This window comes from Mycobacterium sp. 134, assembly GCF_048282715.1.
Classification (GTDB): domain Bacteria; phylum Actinomycetota; class Actinomycetes; order Mycobacteriales; family Mycobacteriaceae; genus Mycobacterium; species Mycobacterium septicum.
This window is the reverse complement of sequence record NZ_JBLVUN010000008.1, coordinates 5,773,888-5,796,548: the sequence shown is the minus strand read 5'-3', so window position 1 is coordinate 5,796,548 and position 22,661 is coordinate 5,773,888. Positions and strand designations below refer to the sequence as shown.

Sequence of the window (22,661 nt, the reverse complement as noted above, 5' to 3'; positions counted from 1 at the left end):
TGCCTCACACCGTTGCGATCACCGAGGCCGAGGGCCTCGACCGCATCACGTGATCGATGTGGATCTGGTCGGCGATGTACCGCCCGTTGTCCGCGACAGCGGCCAGGCCCGTCCGGGCCAGCGAGTCACCGTCGGGCAGCCCCGCGTAGTACAGGCCGGGGAGTGCACCCAGGATGCCGCCCTGCTGAAGTGGCACCCCATTCTCGTCGAGCGCGTATGCGGGCAGGATCCGGTAGTCGGGGCGGAATCCGGTGCACCACACGATCGTTGAGATGCCGTGCCGAACCAGGTCGAGCCGGGTGTCGAAGCCCGTGATCGCATCGAGGTTCACGACGGGTGCCGTCGCAGCCTCGGGGGCGACGAAGCCGCGGTCACGCAGTCCGGCGTCGATCTTGTTGATCACCTCTCGGAACGAGAGGGCGGATTTCTCGGCGATGTCGATGACGTTGTCCTCCAGCATCAGCACGCTGCCACGTGCCCCGCGGGCCGAACCGACCATTACGACGCCCTTTTCGGCCAATGTGCCCAGGTTGAGTTCGGCGGTGCCGAGCCTGTTTCCGCACACCGGCAATCCGGGGAGCCGTGAGCGGTGATCGGCGCCTGCGGTGACGAAGTCGTCATACAGCGAGAACACGTGCATCCATTCGTGGATGGTGCGGCCGCGGTAGTGCCGGGGCCAGGCGCGGTGCCGGCCCACGGACAGGAAGACCCGTCGGCCGGCATCGACCAGTTCGTCGGCGATCTGCTGACCGCTGATCCCCGCACCGACCACCAGGACCGACCCGCCCGGAAGCGCGTCGGGATTGCGATAGTCGGACGAATGGGTTTGGTGGATGGCCGCATCGATGTCGCACGACAGGATGGGCTTGCGCGGTTGTGCGTAGCCGCCGACGGCTGCGACGAGGTTGCGCGATTCGACCGTCCCGCCGTCGTGCAGGCGGGTCCTGAACCGCACGTCGTCGTCGGATCCACCAAACCGGCCCTCGACGGCCTGTACCGGCGTGCGCTCACGGACGGTCAGGTTGCGGTCCCGCACATAGCGCCGCAGATAATCGGCTACCTGCGGGCCCGACGGCAGGGCGAACGGGTCGTCGCCGTCGTAATCCCGCCCGGGCAGCCGGATCGACCGGTTGCCGCTCCCGACGAGCAGGCTGTCCCACCGTTCGTGCGCCCACCGTTGGCCCACCTCGCCCTTCTCGAACACGATCACCTCGCGCCCGATCTGCTGTAGCGCTCCGGCCACTCCGCAGCCTTGCTGGCCGGCGCCGACGACGACGGTCTCGATGTATTCGTTCCTCATGGGAGGGCCTTTCTTTCTGCGCCAAGTTAGTTAGGGTGACCTAACAAGAGCACTTCAAGTCGGCTTTAGATCAAGGTCGTAAATGCGGTGGGTGACATGAGTGACGACGACTTCATCGGCATCGGTGCGGCGGCACGGCGATTCGGTCTGGCCGAATCGGCCCTGCGGTACTGGGAGAAACGCGGCCTACTCCATCCGGCCCAGCGCCGGTCCAGTTGGCGGTTGTACGGCCCGGAGCAGCTCCACCGGATCGGGCTGATCAAGGTATGGCGGGAAAGCGGCCTCCTGAGCCTCGACGAGATCGAGACCATTCTCACCGCGGGTAACGACGACTGGCGCGATGCCGTGCTCGACCGCCTCGGGGAGATTGAGCGGCAACAGGATCGGCTGGCCGAAGCCAAGGCGCACCTCGAGCACCTACTGACCTGTCCGGACGACAATCCCGCCGAGGACTGTCCGTACCTGCGGAAGATGACGGACGAGTATCCGGCTCGATAGGTCCGGTGCTGGACGGCGCACCGACGCCATAGCAGTCTGGGAGCCATGCGCAACGTGCTGGCTGTCCTGCTCGCCGTGTTGCTGTTGGTGACCGGGTGTTCGTCGAACGACGGTGCCGCAGATCCGTTGTCCGCGTGGAACGACACATCGGCGAAGAATTCGATCACCGAGTTCGTGAAGCGGGTCACCAGAGCCGACACACCCGATTTCGTCGCGCCGCAGGACCGCATCGCGGTGTTCGACAACGACGGCACGCTCTGGGCCGAGGCGCCGCTGCCGTTCCAAGCGGCGTTCGTCATCGACGAGCTCAAACGCCGGGCACCGCAGGAACCGGCACTGGCCGCCGACCCCATGGTGCAGGCGGCACTGAAGGGCGATGTGGCGACCCTGCTCGCCGGTGACCGGCATGTTGGATTGCTGCACGTCCTGGCGCTCACCCACTCCGGGATGACCACCGACGAGTTCGACCAGCGGGTAACCGACTGGATGGCGACCGCCAAGCATCCCCGGTTCGACCGGCCCTACGACCAGCTGACCTACGAACCGCAACAACAGTTGCTGTCCTACCTGCGGGACAACGGGTTCCGTACCTTCATCGTTTCCGGCGGCGGTGCGGATTTCATGCGGGTGTTCTCACAGCGGGTGTACGGCATCCCGCCCGAGCAAGTGGTCGGCTCCACCGGCACCACGAAATACGAACTGCGGGATGGTAAGCCAGTGCTCGTGAAGACCCTGGACTACGTCTTCGTCGACGACAAGGCGGGGAAACCTTCGGGTATTCACGAGTTCATCGGCAGGCGACCGATCCTCGCCGTCGGCAACAGCGACGGTGACCAGGCGATGTTGGAGTACACCACGATCGACAACCCGCGCCCCAGCCTCGGCGTGCTGGTCCACCACACCGACGCCGAGCGCGAATACGCCTACGACGCCAACCCGCCGTCCTCGGGAAAACTGGTCACCGCGCTGCAGCAGGCCGGGCCGGACGGCTGGACCGTCGTCGACATGAAGAACGACTGGAAGACGGTATTCGCACAGTGAAATTGGTCGACCCTGCCCAGCCGCCCAGCAGTAAGGCGCCACTGGTGTGGGCATTGAGCGCAGCCATCCCGTGGGCGGTGCTGGCACTGGTCCAGCTGGTCTGGTTCGCCCTCGACTCCCGGATGCTCTGGCTGCACGGTGCGGCCGCGATCGTCACGGTGCTGGGTGCCGCCCTGTTCGTCGTGGTGGTCCCGATCTGGCGCTACCGCGTGCACCGCTGGGACATCAACGTCGGATCCGGCACCCCCGCGGTGTACACCCGCACCGGGTGGCTGGTACAGGAGCGCCGCATCGCCCCGATCTCGCGGGTGCAGACCGTCGACACCTACCGAGGCCCCTTGGACCGGCTGTTCGGCCTGGCCAACGTGACGGTGACGACGGCGTCCTCGGCCGGGGCGGTGCGGATCGTGGCCCTCGACGCCGACGTCGCCGAGCGGGTGGTGGCGCAGCTGACCGACATCGCGGCGATCGGTGAACAGGACGCCACGTGACCACGCCGGCCGAACCGGCCATCGGGCCGCCGTGGCAGCGGCTGAGCCCGCGCATGCTGCTGGTCCACCCGGTCCATGAAGTGCTGCAACAGATCCCGCTGTTGATCGGTGCGGTGGTGCTGGGCTCGGCGACCGGCAACTCCGGCTGGACCATCGCGGCGATCGCGCTGACCGTCGCCGTCGGCCTGGCGCGCTGGTTCACCACCAGCTACCGCATCGAACCGGATGAGGTGCAGCTACGTACCGGGTTGTTGCAACGCAAGGTGCTGTCGGTGCCGCGCAACCGGATCCGATCGGTGTCCACCGATGCCCGGCTGCTGCACCGGATGCTCGGGCTGACCGTGCTGCGGATCAGCACCGGCCAGGAGGCCAAGGGGGACACCGTGTTTGCCCTCGACGCCGTCGAGGCGCAGCAGGTGCCCCGGCTGCGCGCGATCCTGCTGGCCGACGCCGTCCCGGTCGAGGATGCACCGGCGGGCCGGGAACTGGCCCGGTGGCAGCCCTCGTGGCTGAGCTACAGTCCGCTGAGCCTCACGGGCCTGGCCATGATCGCAGCCGCGGTGGGGGTGGTCTACCAGGCGGGAGCGGGTGCGGCGCTGCAGAACTCGGATCTGGCCCAGTCCGGAATCGCGGTCGCAGAACGCCTCGGCGTCCTGATCAGTGTGGTGCTCGGTGCGATGGTGGTCCTGACGCTTTCGGTGGTGCTGTCGGTGCTGAGGTCGTTGCTCACCTACGGGAATCTGGTGCTGACCCGCAGAGACATTCCTGGAAAGGGTGGGGCGCTGCACCTGCAGCACGGCCTGCTTCGGCTGCGGGAGCACACCTACGACATGCGACGGATGCGTGGCGGTACCCTGCGTGAGCCACTGCTGGTGCGGGCCTTCGGCGGTGCGCGCCTCGACGCGGTGATGACCGGCGTCGGCGGCGAGGGAGAGGCCTCGCTCCTACTGCCGCCCTGCCCTGCCTCCACCGCCACAGGGGTACTGGCCGAGCTGATCGACAATCCCGGCGTCGTCGAGGCACCGCTGGTGGCCCACGGACCGGCGGCGGTGCGCCGACGCTGGACGCGTGCCCTGACGCTGCCCGTGCTCGTGGCCGCGGTGATGCTGATGGCCGGGGTCCCGGTGTGGCTGTGGGTGCTGTGGGCACTGTTGGCCGGGGGAGCCGCCCTGCTGGCCGCGGACCGGGCCAGGTCCCTCGGTCATCTGGTGCGTGAGGGCTGGCTGGTGGCCCGGGCCGGAAGTCTCGAGCGTCGCCGCGACCACCTGGACGCCGCCGGGATCATCGGATGGACGGTGCGGCAGACGTTCTTTCAGCGCCGCGCCGGGGTGGCCACCCTGATCGCGGCGACCGCCGCGGGGGAGAAGCGCTATGCCGTGATCGACGTCCCGGCGGCACAGGCATGGTCGGTGGCGGTGGCCGCCTCACCGTGGGTGGCCGACAACGCGTGGGCATCCGGGGCGGCAGGCCCCGAGTTGCGCTGAATTCGCCGACGTTTACTGTCGCTGCATGGCTATCGGTGGAGTGTTGTTCGACATCGATGGTGTGCTGGTGACCTCCTGGCAGCCCATCGACGGCGCTGCGCAGACGTTGCGGGTGCTGGCCGAGAACCAGATCGCCCGCTCCTACCTGACCAACACCACCACGCGCACCCGCGCTCAGATCGCCGATCTGCTGACCGCGGCCGGCATGGACGTCGCCGCCGACGAGGTGATCACCGCGGCGGCGCTGACCGCCGAATACGTGCGGGACCGTTACCCCGGCGCCCGATGTTTCCTCGTCAACAGCGGCCAGATCGGCGAGGACATGCCCGGCGTCGACGTCGTGTACTCCAGTGACTTCACCGGACCGGCCGCACCGGACACCCCGGACGTGGTGCTGCTCGGCGGGGCCGGACCGGAGTACAACCACCTCACGCTCAGCTGGGTGTACGACTGGATGGCTCAAGGAGTGCCGGTGGTGGCGATGCACCGCAGCACCGCGTGGACCACCACCGACGGACTGCGAGTGGACACCGGCATGTACCTGACCGGCATGGAGGAGACCTCGGGCCGCAAGGCCACGGCCGTGGGAAAGCCCGCGCCGGAAGGGTTCCTGGCCGCCGCCAACCGCCTCGGCGTCGACCCCGAGGAGATGTACATGATCGGCGACGACCTCAACAACGACGTCCTGGCGGCGCAGGTGGTGGGGATGGCCGGGGTGCTGGTGCGGACCGGCAAGTTCCGTCAGTCGACGCTGGACCGTTGGGCCGCAGACGAATTCGCGATGCAACCCAACTACATCATCGACTCGGTCGCCGACCTTCCCGAACTGCTGGAGTTGTAGGGCTCTGCTCAACGGGCCGGATCGTCGGCGACCTCGATCTCGCCGGCCCTGGCGGCCCGTTACACCGTGTAGCGCCTGTCGTAACCGGCCTGGCGCTCGGCGATCTGCTGGTCGCGGTCGTAGTTGAGCTGCTCGGGGTTGTAGTTGGGGTTGTTCGGATCGTTGACGATCCCCTGGACTTCCGAGATCTTCACCACCTGCGTCTTCACCGACGGGTTGTCGGTGGAATCCGGGTCAACGCCCTGGAACCGCATGGAGATGGTGCCCTGATTCAGCCCGCCGGTGGACACCCAGTTGGCCACGCCGGGATCGTTTTTGGACACCACGATGGTGTAAGTGCCGTCGGCGTTCTTGATGGCCTGGCTGTTGTTGAGGCTGACCTGCTGGTTGCGGGTGTCGCCGGTGATGGTCCAGTCGTTGGTCACCGGCACCACGAAGTACTCCGCGTCACCCGGATCGACGGTGATGATCATTGCCTCGTCGTCTTTGAGCTGGAAGTAGCCGGCGCTCTGCAACTGGGTGGAGAGGAACTGTGCGTTGTGAGCGGGCTGCGACAAGGTGTTGGGCGCGCCGGTGGCGGTGGCCACCGACATGTAGGTGTTCTCACCGCTGATGCCGGTGACCAGCATCAGCAGGGCGGTCTCGGTGGACGACAGCAGCAGTGGGGCCTTGTCGAACGCCGGGACGATCGACACCAGCGAGAGCAGGAGCGGGTTCTTCACCACCGTTTCGCCGATCCCCGGGATGGCGAACCCACCGATCTGGCTGAACAAGCTGCTGGGCGGTCCGGCGGTCTTCTCGATGGTCAGCGTCATCGGGGTCTCGGTATTCCAGTCCCCCAAGGTGTTTCGGGTGGCCAGGATGGTCGAGTTGGCCGGGGCCTGGATGTAGTTCATGCCCTTCTCGGGGTTCGCCGGCGCCCCGTCCGGGCTCACCACGATTGTGAACGTCCCGTCGTCCCTGATGCTGAGGTCCTCGCCGCTGAGATTGGCTGCGGTAACGCCGTTGATGCCCGTCAGCACACTGAAATTGGCGTTGGCGGAGGTGGGGTGGGTGCTCGGGTCGGCCGGGTCGTATCCCGCGACCGTCCCTTCGATCCGGTAGGTGGAGGCGCCGTTGATGCCCGTGAACCGGTAGACGGTGTCGGGGTTGTCGTACCAGATCCGGGTGCCGCCGGCGTTCTGCCCGTTCCAGCTGTGCGGCGGGTTGACCTGGAGCAGCAGCTTCGGATCATTCGAATTCAGCAGCAGGAACTCGGTTGCCGACTGGTTGGCGAACTCGGTGGCGGCTTGGTTGAGCTGTGAGAAGTTCGTGAAGTCGGGGCCGCCGACGGTCGCGAAGTTCTTGGCCGCCTCGACGTACCAGGCCGCCATCAGCACCACCTTGGCCAGCTGGACGATGGGCGTGTTGACGATCTGGCTGACCTGCTGCTCGGCCTCAAGCTGGTCCTCGGTGGCGAGTATGGACGTCGCCTGGTCGGTGACTTCCGAGGTGGTGACGCTGCTTTCGACCTGTTGGGACTCCCGCGACCGGCCGAAGAGGTCGATCGACGGAGCCTGGCCGTCGCGGCGCGACCAGCCCAGCAGCGCCGCCAGTCCGAGGTCATGGACCGGGTTCACCGGTGATTCCGGGATGCGCGGTTTGAGGCGCTCCGTCACGTTCGCCACCAGCTCGGGTATGGCCTGGGCGGACGGCGCCTGGATGCGGGGCGTCACCGCCGGAATTACCTTGTTCACAACATCATTCGTCACGGTCTTGGTGACGACGGTCAGCGATTCCAGGGGCGTGGCGGCTTCTGCCTCGGACTCGGCCGGGCCCTGGGGCGTGGTGTCCAGCGTGGCCGGGCGTTTGCGGGGTGCATCGGCTGTCGTGCCGATGGCGCGGGAGACCGCCTGCCGGACATTGCCGACGGCGGTCTCGACCGCTGCCTTGCCGTCCTTGCCGTCGGTTTTCCGGTCGGTCGACGCTGCCGACGATCGACGCTCGCCGGCCTTGGACTTGTCGAGGGCGGACTCCACCTTGGCGGACACCTCGCCGAGCCGTTTGGCCAGCTTCTCCGGGCCCGGGCCCGAGGCCGACGGCTTGCGGGGGCCCCGCTTGGGGGTCGAGCTATCGGACTTCGGACTGTTGCTCGCGCCTGAAGACGTTCCGGACGAGTCTGAGCCACCGGTCCCGGCGGAGGCGATCCCGGTGCCGTTGGCAACCGCCACTCCGATTCCGAGGGCGACGGCGAGAGCGCCCACCCGCCCGATGAATCGTGCCCCTCCAGCGGTAGCGGACGTCGTCGTCATTTGCTCTCCCCCAACTGTTCTGGCTGCAACAGAACGCAATTGGCCGACTGTAACAAGTTCCAGTTCGGTCTCGGGCGAGTTTGGCGGGACTCTGATTTTTTGTCGTGAGGGCGGCTGTCAGGCCTTCAGGTCGCGCACGGCTTCGATGCGGGCCTTGAGCTGATCGGTGGTCGCGGCCGCCACCGGAGGCCCGCCGCAGATGCGGCGTAGCTCGTTGTGGATCCAGCCGTGCGGCTTGCCGGTGCGGTGATGGGCGATGGTCACCAGGGCGTTGAGTTCACGGCGCAACTCGCGGATCTGGCCGTGTGTGGTGCGCGGGGGCGGCGGACCGCCCGACACCGCGGCCTCGGCCGTGCGTTTGGTGAGTTGCTCATCTTGCCTGCGCCGCAACAGATCTCGCATCTGCGAGGCGTCGAGCAGGCCGGGGATGCCCAGGTAGTCGGCTTCCTCGTCGCTGCCGGCCGGGGTCGCCGTGCCGAACGACGAGCCGTCGAAGATGACCTGGTCCAACTCGGCGTCCGCACCGAGGGACTCGAAGCCGTTCTCGAGTTCGCTCTTCTCGTCCTTGCGTTTCTCGGCGGCTTCGAGCGCCTCGTCATCGAGTCCGTCGGACTCGCGGTGCGGCTTGCCCAGCACGTGATTGCGCTGGGCTTCCATCTCGCTGGCCAGCAGCAGCAGATTGGGCACCGAAGGCAGGAAGATGCTGGCGGTCTCGCCGGCCCGGCGCGAGCGCACGAACCGGCCGATGGCCTGGGCGAAGAACAGCGGCGTCGACGCACTCGTCGCGTACACGCCGACGGACAGACGCGGCACGTCGACGCCCTCGGACACCATGCGGACCGCGACGAGCCAACGGCTGGTGCCCTCCGAGTACTGGCTGATCCGGTCAGAGGCGCCGGGATCGTCGGAGAGCACCACGGTGGGCGTCTCGCCGGTGATCTTGATGAGCAGGTCGGCATAGGCCCGTGCGGTGGTCTGGTTGGTGGCGATGATCATGCCGCCGGCATCGGGCACGTGCTGCCGCTTCTGCTGCAACCGTTTGTCGGCGGCCGCGATGACGGCAGGCATCCACTCGCCGGTCGGGTTCAGCGCGGTACGCCAGGCGCGTGCGGTCTGCTCGGCGGTCAGCGGCTCACCGAGCCGGGCCGAATGCTCCTCGCCGGCGCTGTCACGCCAGCGTGCCTCACCCGAATAGGCGAGGAACACCACGGGCCGGACCACCCCGTCGGCCAACGCATCCGAATAGCCGTACACGTGGTCGGCCTTCGATTGCTGGAAACCGGCGCCGTCGGTTTCGTAGTTCACGAACGGGATGGGGCTGTCGTCGCTGCGGAACGGGGTACCGGTGAGAGACAGCCGCCGGGTCGCGTCGTCAAAGGCTTCGCGCATGGCGTCGCCCCAGCTCTTCGAATCACCGCCGTGGTGGATCTCGTCGAAGATGACGAGGGTCTTGCGGTTCTCGGTGCGGACGCGGTGCCGGGTGGGATGGCTGGCCACCTGGGCATAGGTGACGACGACGCCGTGGTACTCCGCGGAGGTCTGCGAGTTGGAGTTGCTGAACTTCGGATCGAGTGCGATGCCACTTCGCGCTGCCGACTGCGCCCACTGGATCTTGAGGTGCTCGGTGGGCACCACCACGGTGATCGCATCGACCGTGCGGTCGTTGAGCAGCTCGGCCGCGATCCGCAGCGCAAACGTCGTCTTACCCGCGCCTGGGGTGGCGACCGCCAGGTAGTCCCGCGGTTTGGCGGTCAAATACCGCACCAGCGCCTTGCGCTGCCAGCCCCGAAGTGCCTGGGTGCTGGGCGCTGCATCAGCCCGCACCCGAGGACTCCTCTCAGTCGGAATGCAGTCTAGGCCAGCGCGTTACGCCGGCGCATCTCTGCAGGAAAGCCCCGGGCGTGTCGCTCAGAGGAAGTAGTTGTCGTTCTTGACGAACCACTCGGCGCGTTCCTCGTCGTTGAGGTCGGCCAGCTGGGCGAACCCTTCGAAATAGGCTTCGCGCGGCGCACCTGGAGCAAACAACATCAAAAGCGACGTCGGCGCGTCGGTCACATTCCGGAAGCCGTGGATTCCGCCCGGTGGAACATACAGGAAGTCGCCCTGGTTGCCGTCCGCCCAGTCGTTTCCGTCGTAGAGCTCGACGGTGCCGGACAGGACGAAGAACGCTTCCGACATGGTCCGGTGAAAGTGCGGGCCCGGCCCGCCGCCCTGCGGGCTGATGTCGACGCGGTAGAGACCGTAATCGCCGTCGGTCTGCTGCTGGTTGGCCAGGTAGTGGTATTTCACCAGGCCGTGGGAGTCGTAGTCGGGCGGCCCGTCGCCGCGTCTGAGCCGCGCGCTGACTTCAGGCTCGTTCTCGGTGTAGCGGGGCGGGGGATAAGGGGGCACATTCCTGGGATCCCAGAGCGACACCCCGCCAGCCTAGTTGCGGCGACGGGCCATCGCGTCAGGCGCGCGCGTCCAGCAGCTGTGGGTACGTCACGCCGGTGAGTTCCTCGGACACCGACCACAGCCGGCGCTGTAGCTCGATGTCGTAGGACCGCTCATTCGAGGTCACCAGCTTCGGGTGGCCCTTCTGCTCGCCGAGCCCGTCGGGACCGTAGTACTGACCGCCGAGAGCGCCTGGATCCGTCGCCGCCCGCAGGGTCGGCAACGCGCCCATGGCGGCCTCCTGGAAGAGCGGACGCAGCAGGGGGACCGCGCGCTGTGCGGCGCGGGGAAGGTGGCGGGCCAGTTCCGTGTCGGATCCGCCGGGGTGCGCGGCCAGGGCCGTGGTGTTCTGCCCGATCAGGCGGCGCTGCAGTTCATAGGTGAACAGCAGGTTGGCGAGCTTGGACTGACCGTAGGCCTGGAGGCGGTTGTAGCTGCGTTCCCACTGCAGATCGTCGAACCGGATGCCGCGCGAGAAGCGGTGGCCGATGCTGCTGACCGTGACCACTCTGGAGCCGGCAACCGGCAGCAGGCGGTCGAGAAGCAGGCCGGTGAGGGCGAAGTGGCCGAGGTGGTTGGTGCCGAACTGCAGCTCGAACCCGTCTTCGGTGGTCTCCTTCGGCGGGGTCATCACGCCGGCGTTGTTGATCAGCAGGTCGATGGTGTCGTGCTCGGCCCGGATCTCGTCAGCGGCCTCCCGCACCGACTTCAGTGACCCGAGGTCGAGGCGCTGCAGCCCGAGGTCGGCGTTCGGCACCGACCGCGAGATCCACTCGACAGCGGCCTCTCCCTTTTCCAGGTTGCGCACGGCGAGGACGACGTGGGCGCCCTTGGCGGCCAGGGCCTTGGCGGTCTCGAGCCCGAGACCGGTGTTGGCGCCGGTCACGATGGCCGTGCGGCCCGATTGATTCGGAATGTTGGCGGTGGTCCAGTTGGTCATGAGAGACTCCTAGTGGGGCTAAGCGGAGTGAGCACTCCGGTTGTGTACGAATATACGGAACGTGCGCCCCGCTTTGTCAATGATTTGTCGCCGACGGATTTGTGAGGTGATGGCGAATGCGTGCGGATGCGGCGCGGAACCGTGCCCGGGTGCTGGAGGTGGCCTACGAAACGTTCGCCGCCGATGGACTGTCCGTACCCATCGACGAGATCGCGCGCCGGGCCGGGGTCGGCGCGGGAACCATCTACCGACACTTTCCGACGAAGGACGCGTTGTTCCAGGCGGTGATCGCCGAGCGGATCCGCGGCGTCGTCGACGAGGGGCGAACCTTGCTCGCCGAGGCCGATCCCGCCGACGCGCTGTTCATGTTCCTGCGGTCGATGGTGTTGCAGTGGGGCGCCGCCGACCGCGGACTGGTCGACGCCCTCGCCGGATCAGGCATCGACGTCAACACCGTGGTTCCCGAAGCCGAGGACGAGTACCTGGCCGTCCTCGGCGACCTGCTGGCCGCCGGGCAGAAGGCGGGCACGGTCCGACGTGACGTCACGGTCTCGGACGTGAAGGCGCTTCTGGTCGGATGCCAGGCCATGCAGGCCTACAACGACGACGTGGCCGAGCGGGTCACCTCGGTGGTGTTCGACGGGTTGCGGGCGAAAGGAAGACGGTGACGGCGCTGCATTTCATCTCGGGCCTGCCGCGGTCGGGGTCGACGCTGTTGGCGGCGCTGCTTCGGCAGAACCCGCGCGTTCAGGCCGGGATGTCGGGTCCCCTGGCCGGCTTGTTCGACGCCCTGCTGGCCCAGATGAGCGCCCGCAACGAGTTTTCGGTGTTCCTCGACGACGCGAAGCGCGAGCGCATCCTGCGTGGATTGTTCGACAGCTACTACTCCGACTGCAACGCCGAGGTGATCTTCGATACCAACCGCGGCTGGTGTGCGCGCATGCCGGCGATTGCGCAGCTGTTCCCTGACGCGAAAGTCATTGCGTGCGTGCGTGATCTGCCATGGGTGATCGACAGCATCGAACGGCTGGTCCAGCGCAACGTGTTCAGTCCGTCGTCGATCTTCAACTACAGCCCGGGCGGCACCGTCTACACGAGGGCCAATGACGTTGCCGCACAGGACGGAATGGTCGGCGCTCCCTACGACGCCCTCAAGCAGGCGTGTTACGGCGCCCAGCGCGACCGGCTGCTGGTGGTGCAGTACGAAACCCTGACCACCGATCCGGGCAACGTCCTGCGCGCCATCTACGAATTCATCGGGGAGCCGGCTTTCGAGCACGACTTCGGCCACGTCGACTACGACGTCACCGAGTTCGACGAACGGGCCGGGACGCCCGGGCTGCACACCGTGCGCGGTGAGGTGAAAGCCGAACCGCGCGAGACCGTGCTGCCGCCGGATCTGTTCAATCGCTTTGTCCACGACGCGTTCTGGCGCGATCCGGGCAATGTTCCGGACGGTCTGCGCGTCGTATGAACCCCTGACAGCGGAGAGGCCCGCCGAAGCGGGCCTCTCCCATTTGCCGTCCCTGCGGTCAGGGGTTGTTGGCGCCGGTGGAGCCGGTGGTGCCGGGCGTTCCATCGGGCAGTGCGTTGCCGCCGTTGCCACCCGCACCGCCGGTGCCGATGCCGCCAGCGGTGTTGCCGCCGACGCCGCCGCTACCGCCCGCACCGCCCTTTCCGGTGCCGCCGGCACCGGGCGCGCTGCCGTTGCCGCCGTTGCCGCCCTTGCCGCCCGTGTTGACCTGATTGTTGGATGTCTGGCCACCCGACTTCCAGAACGTGCTGTTGCCGCCGTCCCCACCCTTGCCGCCCGTCGCGCTGCCGTTGCCGTTGGTGCCGCCGTTGCCGCCGTTGCCGCCGGTCGACGTGCCGTTGACGATGGTGGTACCGGCCGGGGCCGACGGGTCGTAGGCCTGAATCCAGCCCATTCCGCCTGCGCCGCCGTCTCCGCCGTTGCCGGTGCCGCCGTTGCCGGAGGTCGCGCTGCTGCCCGTGACACTGCCGTTCAGGGCCGCGATGTTGGTGAACCCGCCGGCACCACCGGTCGCGCCGGCGGTGCCGGCCGCGCCGCCGTCACCACCCTTGGCCGTGTTGCCGGTGGCAACGCTGCCGGTGCCTGCGGCCATGATCAGCGAGCCGCCGCCGACGCCGCCGCGGCCGCCGTTGGTCGCGTTGCCGCCCTTGCCGCCGGTCGCGGCGCCGCTGGCAGTCCCGGTGGAATCGGCACCGATCTTGGCGGTGCCACCGGCTCCGCCCGTGCCACCGTTGGTTCCCGCGCCGCCGGCGCCGCCGGTGGCCCCGGTCCCGGTGCCCGTCCCGCCGACCCCACCGGTGGTCGTTCCGGTGAAGTTGTCAGTCGGGAGGGTGACGGAGATGGTGCTGGCACCGCCGGAGCCGCCCTTGCCGCCGGTGATGCCGGCGCCACCGTTGCCGGCGATGGCATGACCATCGGTGACGTCGGCGCCTGTCGCCGCCGTAATGGTGGCCGTTCCGCCGTTTCCGCCGACACCGCCGCCGGCATCGCCCGCACCGGCGTTGCCACCCGTGGCCGACGAATCGGTGACGACACTCGGCACGGCGGCGCTGGTGCCTTGTGCGTTGATGGTGGCGTCGCCGCCGGTGGCTCCACCGGTACCGCCGTTGCCGCCGGTCGCAGTGCTGCCGGTGACGGAGTCCCCGTCACGCCGTGCGTTCAGGCCCGCATTGCCTCCCTTGCCGCCGTTGACGCCGTTCACGCCCGCGCCACCGTTGCCGCCGGTTGCGGTGCCCTGCGCGACGGCATTGACGCCCACAACACCGGCAGTGCCTTGCCCCGAGCCGATGGTGGCGTCGCCACCGGCACCGCCGGTGACACCGGAACCGGTGCCGCTGCCGCCGGACCCTGCCGTGACGGTCCCGCTCGCATTCGACGAGATGCCTTTCGACGTGATCTGCCCGCGTCCGCCTGCGCCACCGGTGCCGTTGTTGGCCCCGGTCCCGCCGGCTCCGCCGTAGGCGTTGCCGTCGGCAGTGGAGTCGGTGCCGGTGGCGAAGATGGTGCCGAAGTTGCCGGCACCGCCCTTGCCTCCGCCGGTCGCATCGCCACCTGCGCCGCCGCGGGCGTAACCACTGGCCTTGCTGCCGTCGCCGCCCGTGTACCCCGCGAGACCGGCAGAGATCGCGCCCTGTGCACCGTTGCCGCCGAGGCTGCCTGCGCCATCACCGGAGCCGCCGGCGCCACCGATGGCGGTGCCGCTCGCCTCGCTGTCCGCGCGAGTCGCGCTGATGGAACCTTGGCCGCCGACACCGCCCTTGCCGCTGTTGGTGGCGTTGCCGCCCCTGCCGCCCGTGGCGGTGCCGCCGGCATTGCCACCGGTACCGGTGGCGCTGATCTGAGCGCTGTTGCCGTTGCCGCCGGTTCCGCCGGTTGCGGCGTCTCCTCCGGCACCACCGGTTGCGGTACCGCCGGCCTTGCTGTTGACCGCGGCGGCGGAAATGGTTCCGGTACTGCCGTTTCCACCGATGCTGCCGGCGCCGTCGGCGTTGCCGCCCTTGCCGCCGGTGGCCGTGCCCGTGGCGGTACTGCCGGTGGCCGTTGTGGTGACGGTAGCCACCCCGCCGAGCCCGCCCTTACCGCCGTTGGTGCCGTCGCCGCCGTCGCCGCCGGTGGCAGTGGCGTCGGTGATGGTGCCCGAGGTGGCCGTGAGATTGCCATTGGCCCCGGCACCGCCGGTGCCACCGTTGGCATCGCCCGAACCGGCGTTGCCACCGGTGGCCGACGAATCGGCGATGGAGGTGCCGGCACCGGTCGCCAAGATGGCGGCCTTGCCGCCGACAGCGGTGTCGGAGCCCTTGCCGCCCGTAGCGGTGCTGTTCGAAACCGTGGCGCCGGTGTTGACGATCACCGTCGCGCCGCCGCCGGACTTGCCCGATCCGGCGTCACCGCCCTTGACGTCGGTGTCGGTGACGGTGCTGCCCGCGTCGGTGACGGTGATGCTGGCACCGCCGCCCGCGGCATTGGCGGTGCTGATTCCGGCGATCGCGGAACTGTCGATGACCTTGCCGCCGTTGGTGGTGATCTGGCCGGTGTTGCCCTGACCGCCGGTGTAGCCGCTACTACCGGTCGCGGTGCTGCCGGTGATCGAATCACCATCGCCCTTGACGATGAGCTTGCCCTCACCCGCATTACCGCCGTTGACGCCGTTCTGGCCCGCGCCGCCGTTGCCACCCGTGGCGGTGCCCTCGGCTACGCCGTTGAGACCACCACCGGTCGAGGTGCCCGCACTGACGAGGCCGACGCCACCGTTGCCGCCGGTGATGCCGGTACCGGTGCCGCTACCCCCGTCACCGCCAGTCGCGGTGCCGCCGGCCTTGGTCCCGGTGCCCATCGCCACTATCTGACCGAGGGCACCCTTGCCGCCGGTTCCGCCGTTGGCGCCCGCACCGCCGGCACCGCCGTAGGTGTTGCCGCCGGCAGTGGAGGAGTCCCCGGTGGCGAGGACGACGGACCCGCCACCAGCACCGCCGTGACCGCCTGTGGTCGCCCCGCCGCCGGCGCCGCCACGGGCGTAACCGCTGGCCTTGCTGTTGGCGCCGCCGGCGTAGTAACCGGTCTGAATCCAGCCGCCGCCACCGTTGCCGCCCGTGCTGCCTGCGCCCTCGGCGTCGCCACCGGCACCACCGATTCCCGTACCGTCGGCCGTGCTGCTCGTCCGCTGGGCGAAGACTCCGCCTTGGGCACCGGCGCCACCGGTTCCGCCGTTGATGCCGTCGCCACCCGCACCGCCGGTGCCCGTGCCGCTGGCCTCGGCGCCGATGGCCGTGGCCTTGATGGCACCTTCGCCACCGTTGCCGCCGGTTCCGGTTCCGGTCGCATCGCCGCCGTCGCCGCCCGTGGCGTCACCGGTGGCGCTACTGCCCGCCGCGTTGGCGATGATGTTGGCCGCGCCGCCTTTTCCGCCGTTGCCGCCGCTGTTGCCCAGGACGTCACCGTTGCCGGCGTCGCCACCGTTGCCCGCATCGGCAGTGCCGCTTGCGGTTCCACCGTTCGTCCCGCTGATGGTGGCCGTGCCACCGTCACCGCCCTTGCCGCCAGTGCCGGTGTGGGCTGCGTCGACGTAGGTGCCTGCGTTGCCGCCCTCACCGCCGTCGCCGCCGGTCGCACCTTCGCCGTAGCCATTGCCACCAGCGCCGCCGTTGCCGCCGAGGGCACCGTTGGCACCGCCCTTGCCACCGTTCCCGCCGTCGCCACCATGGCCCGTCAGGCCTGCCGTGTTGCCGCCGATGCCGCCGGCCCCGCCCGTGCCTCCGTTGCCCGTGCCGCCGCTACCCGACGCGCCGCCTGCCCCGCCGTCGCCGCCGTCGCCACCCGAGGTGCTCTCCCCAGAGGACTGCTGGCCACCGACCTTCCAGAAGGTGCTGTTGCCACCGGTGCCACCGTCGCCGCCCTTCGCGGTGCCGATGCCGTTGACGCCACCGTCGCCGCCGTCGCCACCGGTGGAGGTGGCGTCGGTGATCGTGGTGCCCGCAGCGCCTGTCGGGTCATAGGCCTGGATCCACCCCATGCCACCGGCAGCGCCGTTACCTCCCTTACCGGCACCGCCGTTGCCCGAGGTCGCGGTGCTGTCGGTGATGCTGCCGTTCAATGCGGCGATGTTGGTGAAACCACCGGCGCCGCCCGTGGCACCGGCTGCACTTGCCGCGCCGCCGTCACCACCGGTCGCGGTGTTGCCGGTGGCAACGCCGGAGGCTCCCGCGGCGAGTATCAGTGCGCCACCACCGTCACCGGCGGTGCCACCGTTGGTGGCGTCGCCGCCCTTGCCGCCGGTGGCCGTGCCGCTCGCGGTACCGCCGGTGAGGCCGAGTGTGTCGTAGCCGGCCTGCACCTCAGCCCAGCCCCCGTCGCCACCGGTGCTGCCGGCACCCGCGCCGTTCCCGCCGTCTCCACCGTGGGCGGTCCCGGTCGCGGTTCCGCCCGCGCCGGCGTTGAGGTCGGCGTTGCCACCCTTGCCGCCGGTTCCGCCATTGGAGCCGGCACCCGCGTTACCGCCGGTCGCCGCGGAATCCTTTATGAGAGAGTCGGTTCCGTCCGCCGTGAGGGCGGCGTCGCCACCGACCGCCGTGTCGGAGCCGTTGCCACCGGTTGCGGTGCTGTCCTTGACCTGGCCGTTGTCGGTGGCGGTCACCGTCGCATTGCCGCCGGCCTTACCCGATCCGGCGTCACCGCCCTTGGCGGTGGTGCCGTTGACGGCACCGTGGTTGACGATGATGGTCGCGCCACCGCCGACGGCGCCGGCAGAGCTGCTGCCCGCGATCGCCGAGCTGCCGTCACTGTTGCCGCTGCTGACCGAGAGCAACGCGTCGTTGCCATCGGTCCCGGCCGCTGCGTCGCCACCGATCGCGGTGCCGTTGGTGACGTAGGCAGCGGTGCCTTCGACGTCGATGGTGCCCTTGCCGCCATCACCGCCGTCGATGACACCCACGGCGTCAGCACCCTTGCCGCCCTTGGCATTTCCGCTTGCGGAAGCGAGGACGAAGTCTGACGTGATCTGGGCGAGGCCGCCGGTTCCGCCGGTTCCGCCGGCTGCCGTGGTCGTACCGTCGGCGCCGCGTCCGCCGTCGCCGCCCGTCGCGGTGCCGTTGACCGTGGAGCCACCGCCACCACCGGCCAGTAGAGCACCGCCGCCACCGCCGCCGCCTCCGCCGCCATGCCCGGCGCCGGCCGTGGAGGAGGCGGCGCCACGTCCGCCGGAGCCGCCCGACCCACCGGTGGCCGTCCCGGAAGCGTTGTGGCCGATGAGCCCGAAGCCGTCTCCACCGTCGCCGCCGTCGCCGCCTCCGCCGCCGTTACCGGTGCCGCCCCCGACGCCGCTGTGACCGAGGAGCCCGAAGAGCCCGCCGCCCATTCCCGCCGCGCCGCCGATACCTCCGGTGCCGCCGCCCGTGCCACCGGTGCCGCCGGAGCCACCGCTGAGGTGGGTGGCGTCGCCGTTGGCGCCGCGTCCGCCTTCGCCGCCGGTTCCGGCGTTGCCGCCTTGGCCGCCGTCGCCGCCGGTCGCGAAGAACCAGCCGTTGGCGTTACCGCCGTCTCCGCCGTTGCCTCCGTTGCCGCCGCCGATACCGCCGTCTTCGCCGTTGCCGTACCCGTTGCCGTAGTCGATGCCCCAGTCGCCCTCGCGGCCGTCGGTGCCGGTGGTGCCGGTGCCGCCGCGGCCGCCGTCGCCGGCGATGCCGAACAACCAGCCGTTGGCGTCACCGCCCCTGCCGCCGTTGCCTGCGGCCTGGCCGTTGGCGGATGCCCCGCCGTCACCGCCGCCGCCGCCGATACCCATGAACGACCCGCCGCGACCGCCGTCACCACCGTCGAGGCCGGCCCAGCCCGCGCCACCTTCGCCGCCGTCACCGAACCAGCCGGCATCGCCGCCGTCGCCACCGGCCACACCGTCGGCAACCCCGTCGAAGCCGTCGCCGCCGTCGCCGATCCACCGACCGGCGTCGCCGCCGTCGGGGTTCTCCAGGGTGCCGTCGGCGCCGTTGCCGATCAGGTACTGCCCGGATACGTCGTTGATCACGCCGCCGATGGCGCTGCCGAGCGGGCTGGTGATCCACAGCTGGGTCCCGTAGTGCACCGGTTGGTAGATCCAGCGGTTGACGATCTCGGTCGGATCAAGGACCGCCGGATCCAGGGTGGCTGACGCTGTGGTCGGGGCGACCAACGCGTTGCGGGATGCGGCGGTGTTGCTGTCCACCGAGTAGGCGGACTGACGGCGCACCCAGGCCATCACCGCCCAGACGCCAGGCATTTCGGCGGGGTCCGTCGGTGCGTTGGGGGTCATGATGGTGCCCAGCGTGACCGCGGACAGCAGCCCGGTGATCGGGGTGATCGGTGCGGGTGCGGACGCCGGGGCGACGAATGCCGTCGCCTGTGGAACGAGCGGCTCGGGGTCGCTCGATCGGCCGCCGAGGATCGCCGAGGCGGCGTCCGGCTGCTTGTCACCGGTGACGGGGTTCGCCAATGAGTCGGATACCCGGTCGGCGATTTCACTGAGACGGTGGCGGGGGGTCACGCGCGATTCCGGCTCGTCGGTTGCGCTGACGTCTGGTGTGTCGGAGTTCCCGACCTTCGGCAATGCCGCCGGCTTGTGTTTCCGCAGCGGGCCGCGGGTCGCGTTTTCGTCGTTGTCGTCCTTGGCGTTGGTCTTGGCGCTGCCGTCGGCGCGTTTGACTCCGACGTCCCGGGCGACGTCATTCAGGGTCTTCGTGGCATCGGCGACCTGCTCGCGCAGATGTTCGCGCACCTGCTTGACGCCTGGGACGCGTGGTTTCTTGGGCTTGGGCTTGCCGTCGGTGGCACCGGTCTTACCGGGAGGGTTCCCGGCGTCGGAGTTGCCATCGCTGCTCGGTCCCTCGGTGTTGACGAGTCGCACATCGGCGGTGACCGACCTCATCGTGGGCGAGTCCGGACCCAGCAGGAGCATGACCCCGGCGCCTGCCAGGGCGATGCTTGCCAGTCCTGCTGTCGCAATCGGACCTGTCAGATTTCGCCGACCACGATTCACCGCAGCGCTGTGCTTCCCCACGGATTCCCCTTGCTCTTCGGGTGTGAGCGTCGACACCCTCGTAAATAAATGCGAGGAGGCTAACATCGGCGGCCCGTGAAAACGCAATATCCGATTGAAGTTCGGTCGGAATTCTCCGGGTGGGGTACGGGTCGGCGACGGTGTGGCCGCCTCGCCTGAAAATGGCCTTGACCTGCTGACAATCTCGGTCTTGATCTGATCTTGTGATGCTGGCAAAGTATTCAGGCCTTGTTCAAGGCAAGGTCTGCGGCGTCTCGCCGGGTGGATGGCGGGAGGCGCGACTGCAACCGGCGGCGTGAGACAGATGCGCCTCGGTATGTAATGCCGGGACGTTGAGAGCGTCGGCGAGACCGGTAGGGGGATCCGGCGCAGAGCCCGAACGCCTTCTGTCAGAAGAGTGTGCGCAGAGAGTGTTCGGCAGCGAATCGTTGTACCTTTGCCAGATCGGCGCTGGATGTGTGCGGGAGTAGCGTCGGCCGAATGAAGTTCGGAATCGCGACTTTCGTCGACGACGACAGCATTGATCCGGCATCACTGGCCCGCGCGATCGAGGAGCGCGGACTCGCCTCGCTGATCGTCGCCGAACACAGCCACATCCCGGTGAGCCGGGAATCTCCGTATCCGAACGGCGGCGATCTGCCGCCGTGGTACTACAACACGCTCGATCCGTTCGTCACGCTCGCCGCCGCGGCCGCGGTGACCTCCACGATCGAACTCGTCACCGGGGTCGCACTGCTCATCCAGCGTGACCCGATCCACGCCGCCAAGGAAGGTGCGAGCATCGACCTCATCTCCGGTGGGAGGTTCGTCTTCGGTGTCGGGGCCGGCTGGAACCTCGAAGAGATGCGCGACCACGGCACCGATCCGAAAACCCGTGGCGCGCGGCTGGACGAGAGCATCGAGGCGGTCAAGGCGCTGTGGACCGACGAACCCGCCGAGTATCACGGCAAGTACATCAACTTCGAGTCGTCCTATTGCCGGCCCAAGCCGGTCCGGAAACCGCACCCGCCCGTCTACATCGGCGGCAATTCCGATGCCACCGTCAAACGCGTGATTCGCCATGGCGCGGGCTGGATTTCGAATCCGCTGCCGAGGGACGTGTTGGCCAAGCGCATCGGACAGATGCACGACGGCGGCGCGCAGGACGTGCCGCTGATGATGTTCGGTGCACCCATCAAGCCCGACTATTGGCGTGCCGCTGAGGATCTCGGCTTCGGTCAGCTGGGGCTGTTCCTGCCGTCCGTCGGCAAGGACGAGTCTCTGCGGCTGCTCGACGACTTCGCGGCAAAGGTGCAGGAGTACCAGTCGTAGGCGGATTAACCTTGGGCAATGCGTCGGGGGACCAATTGGTGGATGGTGGCGGTGATCGCCGTGGCGGTCCTGGTGTCGGGGGTCGGACTGCTGATCGTGGCCTCGATCGTCGTGTTCGGCCTGTCCTTCGGTGACGACGACAACCTCGGCCTGCACGACCTCGACGCCGCCGGGGCAGCCGAGGGAATGGAACTACGTCGCATCGGAATTCCCGAAGTATTCGCCTTCGAGGAGATGACCGTGGTCCGGCAGTTCACCGGGGCTGATTTCTATCGCGGGCGGTATTCGGCGACCGGCGGTTTCGAGGCCGCGAAAGCGGCGCTGGCCCAGGAGAACCCGGACTTTCCGGTGCTGCGGAGCGTCACGTGCGATGACGAGATCGTGGATCGGGACTTCACGCAGGACCCGCAATTCCACTGTGATGCATCCACGCGGCTTGAGGTCAGCACCCGGACCCTGGACGGCGCGGACGTCCTGACCGACAACTACTCGGGCACCCCGCCCGACTGCGAGACCGTGCTGTTGGCGCGCAACGGCGACCGCGTCGAACTGTTCGTGCTGTCCCAGGGACACTGACGCCGCAGGGCCCGCAGCCAACCCACAGCTGATCGGCGGGCTGTCATCAAGAAGCGCTCCTACCGTCGGCAAATGTGATCACCAGGCGCACATTCCTGGCGGCGACCGCGGTCGGTTCGATCGCTGCCGGGTACGCGCTGCGTCCCGGGATCTCCACTGCGCACGCCGACCCGAACGCGATCGACCCGCCGTCGGTCGCGATGACCAACAAGCGACGCACCCCCACCCAGTGGGGGATGGCGCTGCCCGGGATCACCACGTCCTTCGCTGCCGTCGGCCGCCAGATCGCGTTGACCTTCGACGCCTGTGACGGTGCCTGTGACGACGCACTGCTCGACACCCTGCAGCGCAACGGCGTCCCGGCGGTACTGATGCTCAACTCGAAATGGCTCGACAGGAATCCGGACCGGGCACGGCAGTTGGCCGGCAACCCGTTGTTCGAGATCGGGAACCACGGCACCCGGCATGTGCCGCTGTCGGTGACCGGCCGGTCCGCCTACGGCATCGCCGGGACCCGTTCGGCCGATGAAGTGGTCAATGAGGTGTGGGGCAATCACCAGCGGTTGACGGCGCTGACCGGTCGGGCCCCGACCTGGTTCCGTCCCGGTACCGCGCACTACGACGACGTGGCCGTCGAGATCGTGCACGAACTCGGTGAGCAGCCGTTGGGGTTCACCGTCAACGCGGACAACGGAGCGACGGCATCCGCCGCGGCGGTGCGGTCCAATGTGATGAATGCGGCCCCGGGGTCCATCGTGATCGCCCACATGAACCATCCCCAGTCCGGCACGCATGCCGGATTCGCCGACGCGATCCCCGCCATGCAGGCCGCGGGCTGGCAGTTCGTCACACCGACCGGTCGGGTCTGACGCAGGCAACCGGCGGGGCCAACCGGTC

General features: G+C 68.8%; 16 protein-coding genes. 10 read left to right on the top strand and 6 right to left on the bottom strand.

Going from position 1 to position 22,661, the window contains the following annotated elements; genetic code table 11:
- Positions 1 to 4: 4 nt before the first annotated feature.
- A complete protein-coding gene (locus tag ACNQVK_RS32615; protein WP_418032809.1) occupies positions 5 to 1,300 on the bottom strand; it encodes a flavin-containing monooxygenase in 1,296 nt (431 codons plus the stop codon).
- Positions 1,301 to 1,396: 96 nt separating this feature from the next.
- Here ACNQVK_RS32615 and ACNQVK_RS32610 point away from each other — a divergent pair, with 96 nt between their 5' ends.
- From ACNQVK_RS32610 to ACNQVK_RS32590, 5 genes are read left to right on the top strand one after another with little or no spacing between them, the layout of a single operon-like run.
- Positions 1,397 to 1,798 (top strand): MerR family transcriptional regulator, encoded by a 402-nt coding sequence (locus ACNQVK_RS32610; protein ID WP_409551237.1) that lies wholly within the window; start codon positions 1,397 to 1,399, stop codon positions 1,796 to 1,798.
- Positions 1,799 to 1,843: 45 nt separating this feature from the next.
- A complete protein-coding gene (locus ACNQVK_RS32605; RefSeq protein WP_418032808.1) occupies positions 1,844 to 2,839 on the top strand; it encodes an HAD family hydrolase in 996 nt (331 codons plus the stop codon).
- The gene (locus ACNQVK_RS32600) at positions 2,836 to 3,330 is read left to right on the top strand and encodes a PH domain-containing protein (RefSeq protein WP_418032807.1); all 495 of its coding nucleotides are present in this window, start codon (positions 2,836 to 2,838) and stop codon (positions 3,328 to 3,330) included. Before ACNQVK_RS32605 ends, ACNQVK_RS32600 begins: the two co-directional genes overlap by 4 nt.
- Positions 3,331 to 3,383: 53 nt before the next feature.
- Positions 3,384 to 4,814, top strand: a complete 1,431-nt coding sequence (locus tag ACNQVK_RS32595; RefSeq protein ID WP_418034473.1) for a PH domain-containing protein — start codon at positions 3,384 to 3,386, stop codon at positions 4,812 to 4,814.
- Positions 4,815 to 4,839: 25 nt separating this feature from the next.
- Positions 4,840 to 5,655 carry an HAD-IIA family hydrolase gene (locus ACNQVK_RS32590; protein WP_418032806.1) on the top strand — a complete coding sequence of 272 codons (816 nt, stop codon included), beginning with the start codon at positions 4,840 to 4,842 and terminating at the stop codon, positions 5,653 to 5,655.
- A 59-nt stretch (positions 5,656 to 5,714) separates the two neighbouring features.
- Here the strand turns inward: ACNQVK_RS32590 and ACNQVK_RS32585 are convergent, their stop codons facing one another.
- The 4 genes from ACNQVK_RS32585 to ACNQVK_RS32570 form a co-directional block, all read right to left on the bottom strand.
- Complete coding sequence (locus tag ACNQVK_RS32585; protein WP_418032805.1) at positions 5,715 to 7,946, bottom strand: DUF1214 domain-containing protein; 2,232 nt, start codon at positions 7,944 to 7,946, stop codon at positions 5,715 to 5,717.
- Between the two features lie 117 nt (positions 7,947 to 8,063).
- Positions 8,064 to 9,770 (bottom strand): DEAD/DEAH box helicase, encoded by a 1,707-nt coding sequence (locus tag ACNQVK_RS32580; RefSeq protein ID WP_418032804.1) that lies wholly within the window; start codon positions 9,768 to 9,770, stop codon positions 8,064 to 8,066.
- An 84-nt stretch (positions 9,771 to 9,854) separates the two neighbouring features.
- Positions 9,855 to 10,361, bottom strand: coding sequence for a cupin domain-containing protein (locus ACNQVK_RS32575; protein ID WP_418032803.1), 507 nt, complete (start codon positions 10,359 to 10,361; stop codon positions 9,855 to 9,857).
- Between the two features lie 34 nt (positions 10,362 to 10,395).
- Positions 10,396 to 11,319 carry an SDR family NAD(P)-dependent oxidoreductase gene (locus ACNQVK_RS32570; RefSeq protein WP_418032802.1) on the bottom strand — a complete coding sequence of 308 codons (924 nt, stop codon included), beginning with the start codon at positions 11,317 to 11,319 and terminating at the stop codon, positions 10,396 to 10,398.
- Positions 11,320 to 11,435: 116 nt separating this feature from the next.
- Between ACNQVK_RS32570 and ACNQVK_RS32565 the strand changes: the two genes are divergently transcribed.
- Positions 11,436 to 11,987, top strand: coding sequence for a TetR/AcrR family transcriptional regulator (locus tag ACNQVK_RS32565; RefSeq protein WP_418032801.1), 552 nt, complete (start codon positions 11,436 to 11,438; stop codon positions 11,985 to 11,987).
- Positions 11,984 to 12,793: a sulfotransferase family protein gene (locus tag ACNQVK_RS32560; RefSeq protein ID WP_418032800.1), complete on the top strand. Its 810-nt coding sequence runs from the start codon at positions 11,984 to 11,986 to the stop codon at positions 12,791 to 12,793. The genes ACNQVK_RS32565 and ACNQVK_RS32560 overlap by 4 nt, the downstream gene beginning before the upstream one ends.
- A 58-nt stretch (positions 12,794 to 12,851) precedes the next feature.
- On the opposite strand, the gene ACNQVK_RS32555 is transcribed toward ACNQVK_RS32560, so the two are convergent.
- Entirely contained in the window at positions 12,852 to 19,775 is a 6,924-nt protein-coding gene (locus ACNQVK_RS32555; protein ID WP_418032799.1) for a hypothetical protein, read from the bottom strand.
- Positions 19,776 to 20,357: 582 nt separating this feature from the next.
- Between ACNQVK_RS32555 and ACNQVK_RS32550 the strand changes: the two genes are divergently transcribed.
- From ACNQVK_RS32550 to ACNQVK_RS32540, 3 genes are all read left to right on the top strand, one after another.
- A complete protein-coding gene (locus ACNQVK_RS32550; protein ID WP_418032798.1) occupies positions 20,358 to 21,188 on the top strand; it encodes an LLM class F420-dependent oxidoreductase in 831 nt (276 codons plus the stop codon).
- An 18-nt stretch (positions 21,189 to 21,206) separates the two neighbouring features.
- The gene (locus ACNQVK_RS32545) at positions 21,207 to 21,764 is read left to right on the top strand and encodes a hypothetical protein (protein WP_418032797.1); all 558 of its coding nucleotides are present in this window, start codon (positions 21,207 to 21,209) and stop codon (positions 21,762 to 21,764) included.
- A 74-nt stretch (positions 21,765 to 21,838) separates the two neighbouring features.
- Positions 21,839 to 22,633, top strand: a complete 795-nt coding sequence (locus ACNQVK_RS32540) for a polysaccharide deacetylase family protein (RefSeq protein WP_418032796.1) — start codon at positions 21,839 to 21,841, stop codon at positions 22,631 to 22,633.
- Positions 22,634 to 22,661: the final 28 nt, after the last annotated feature.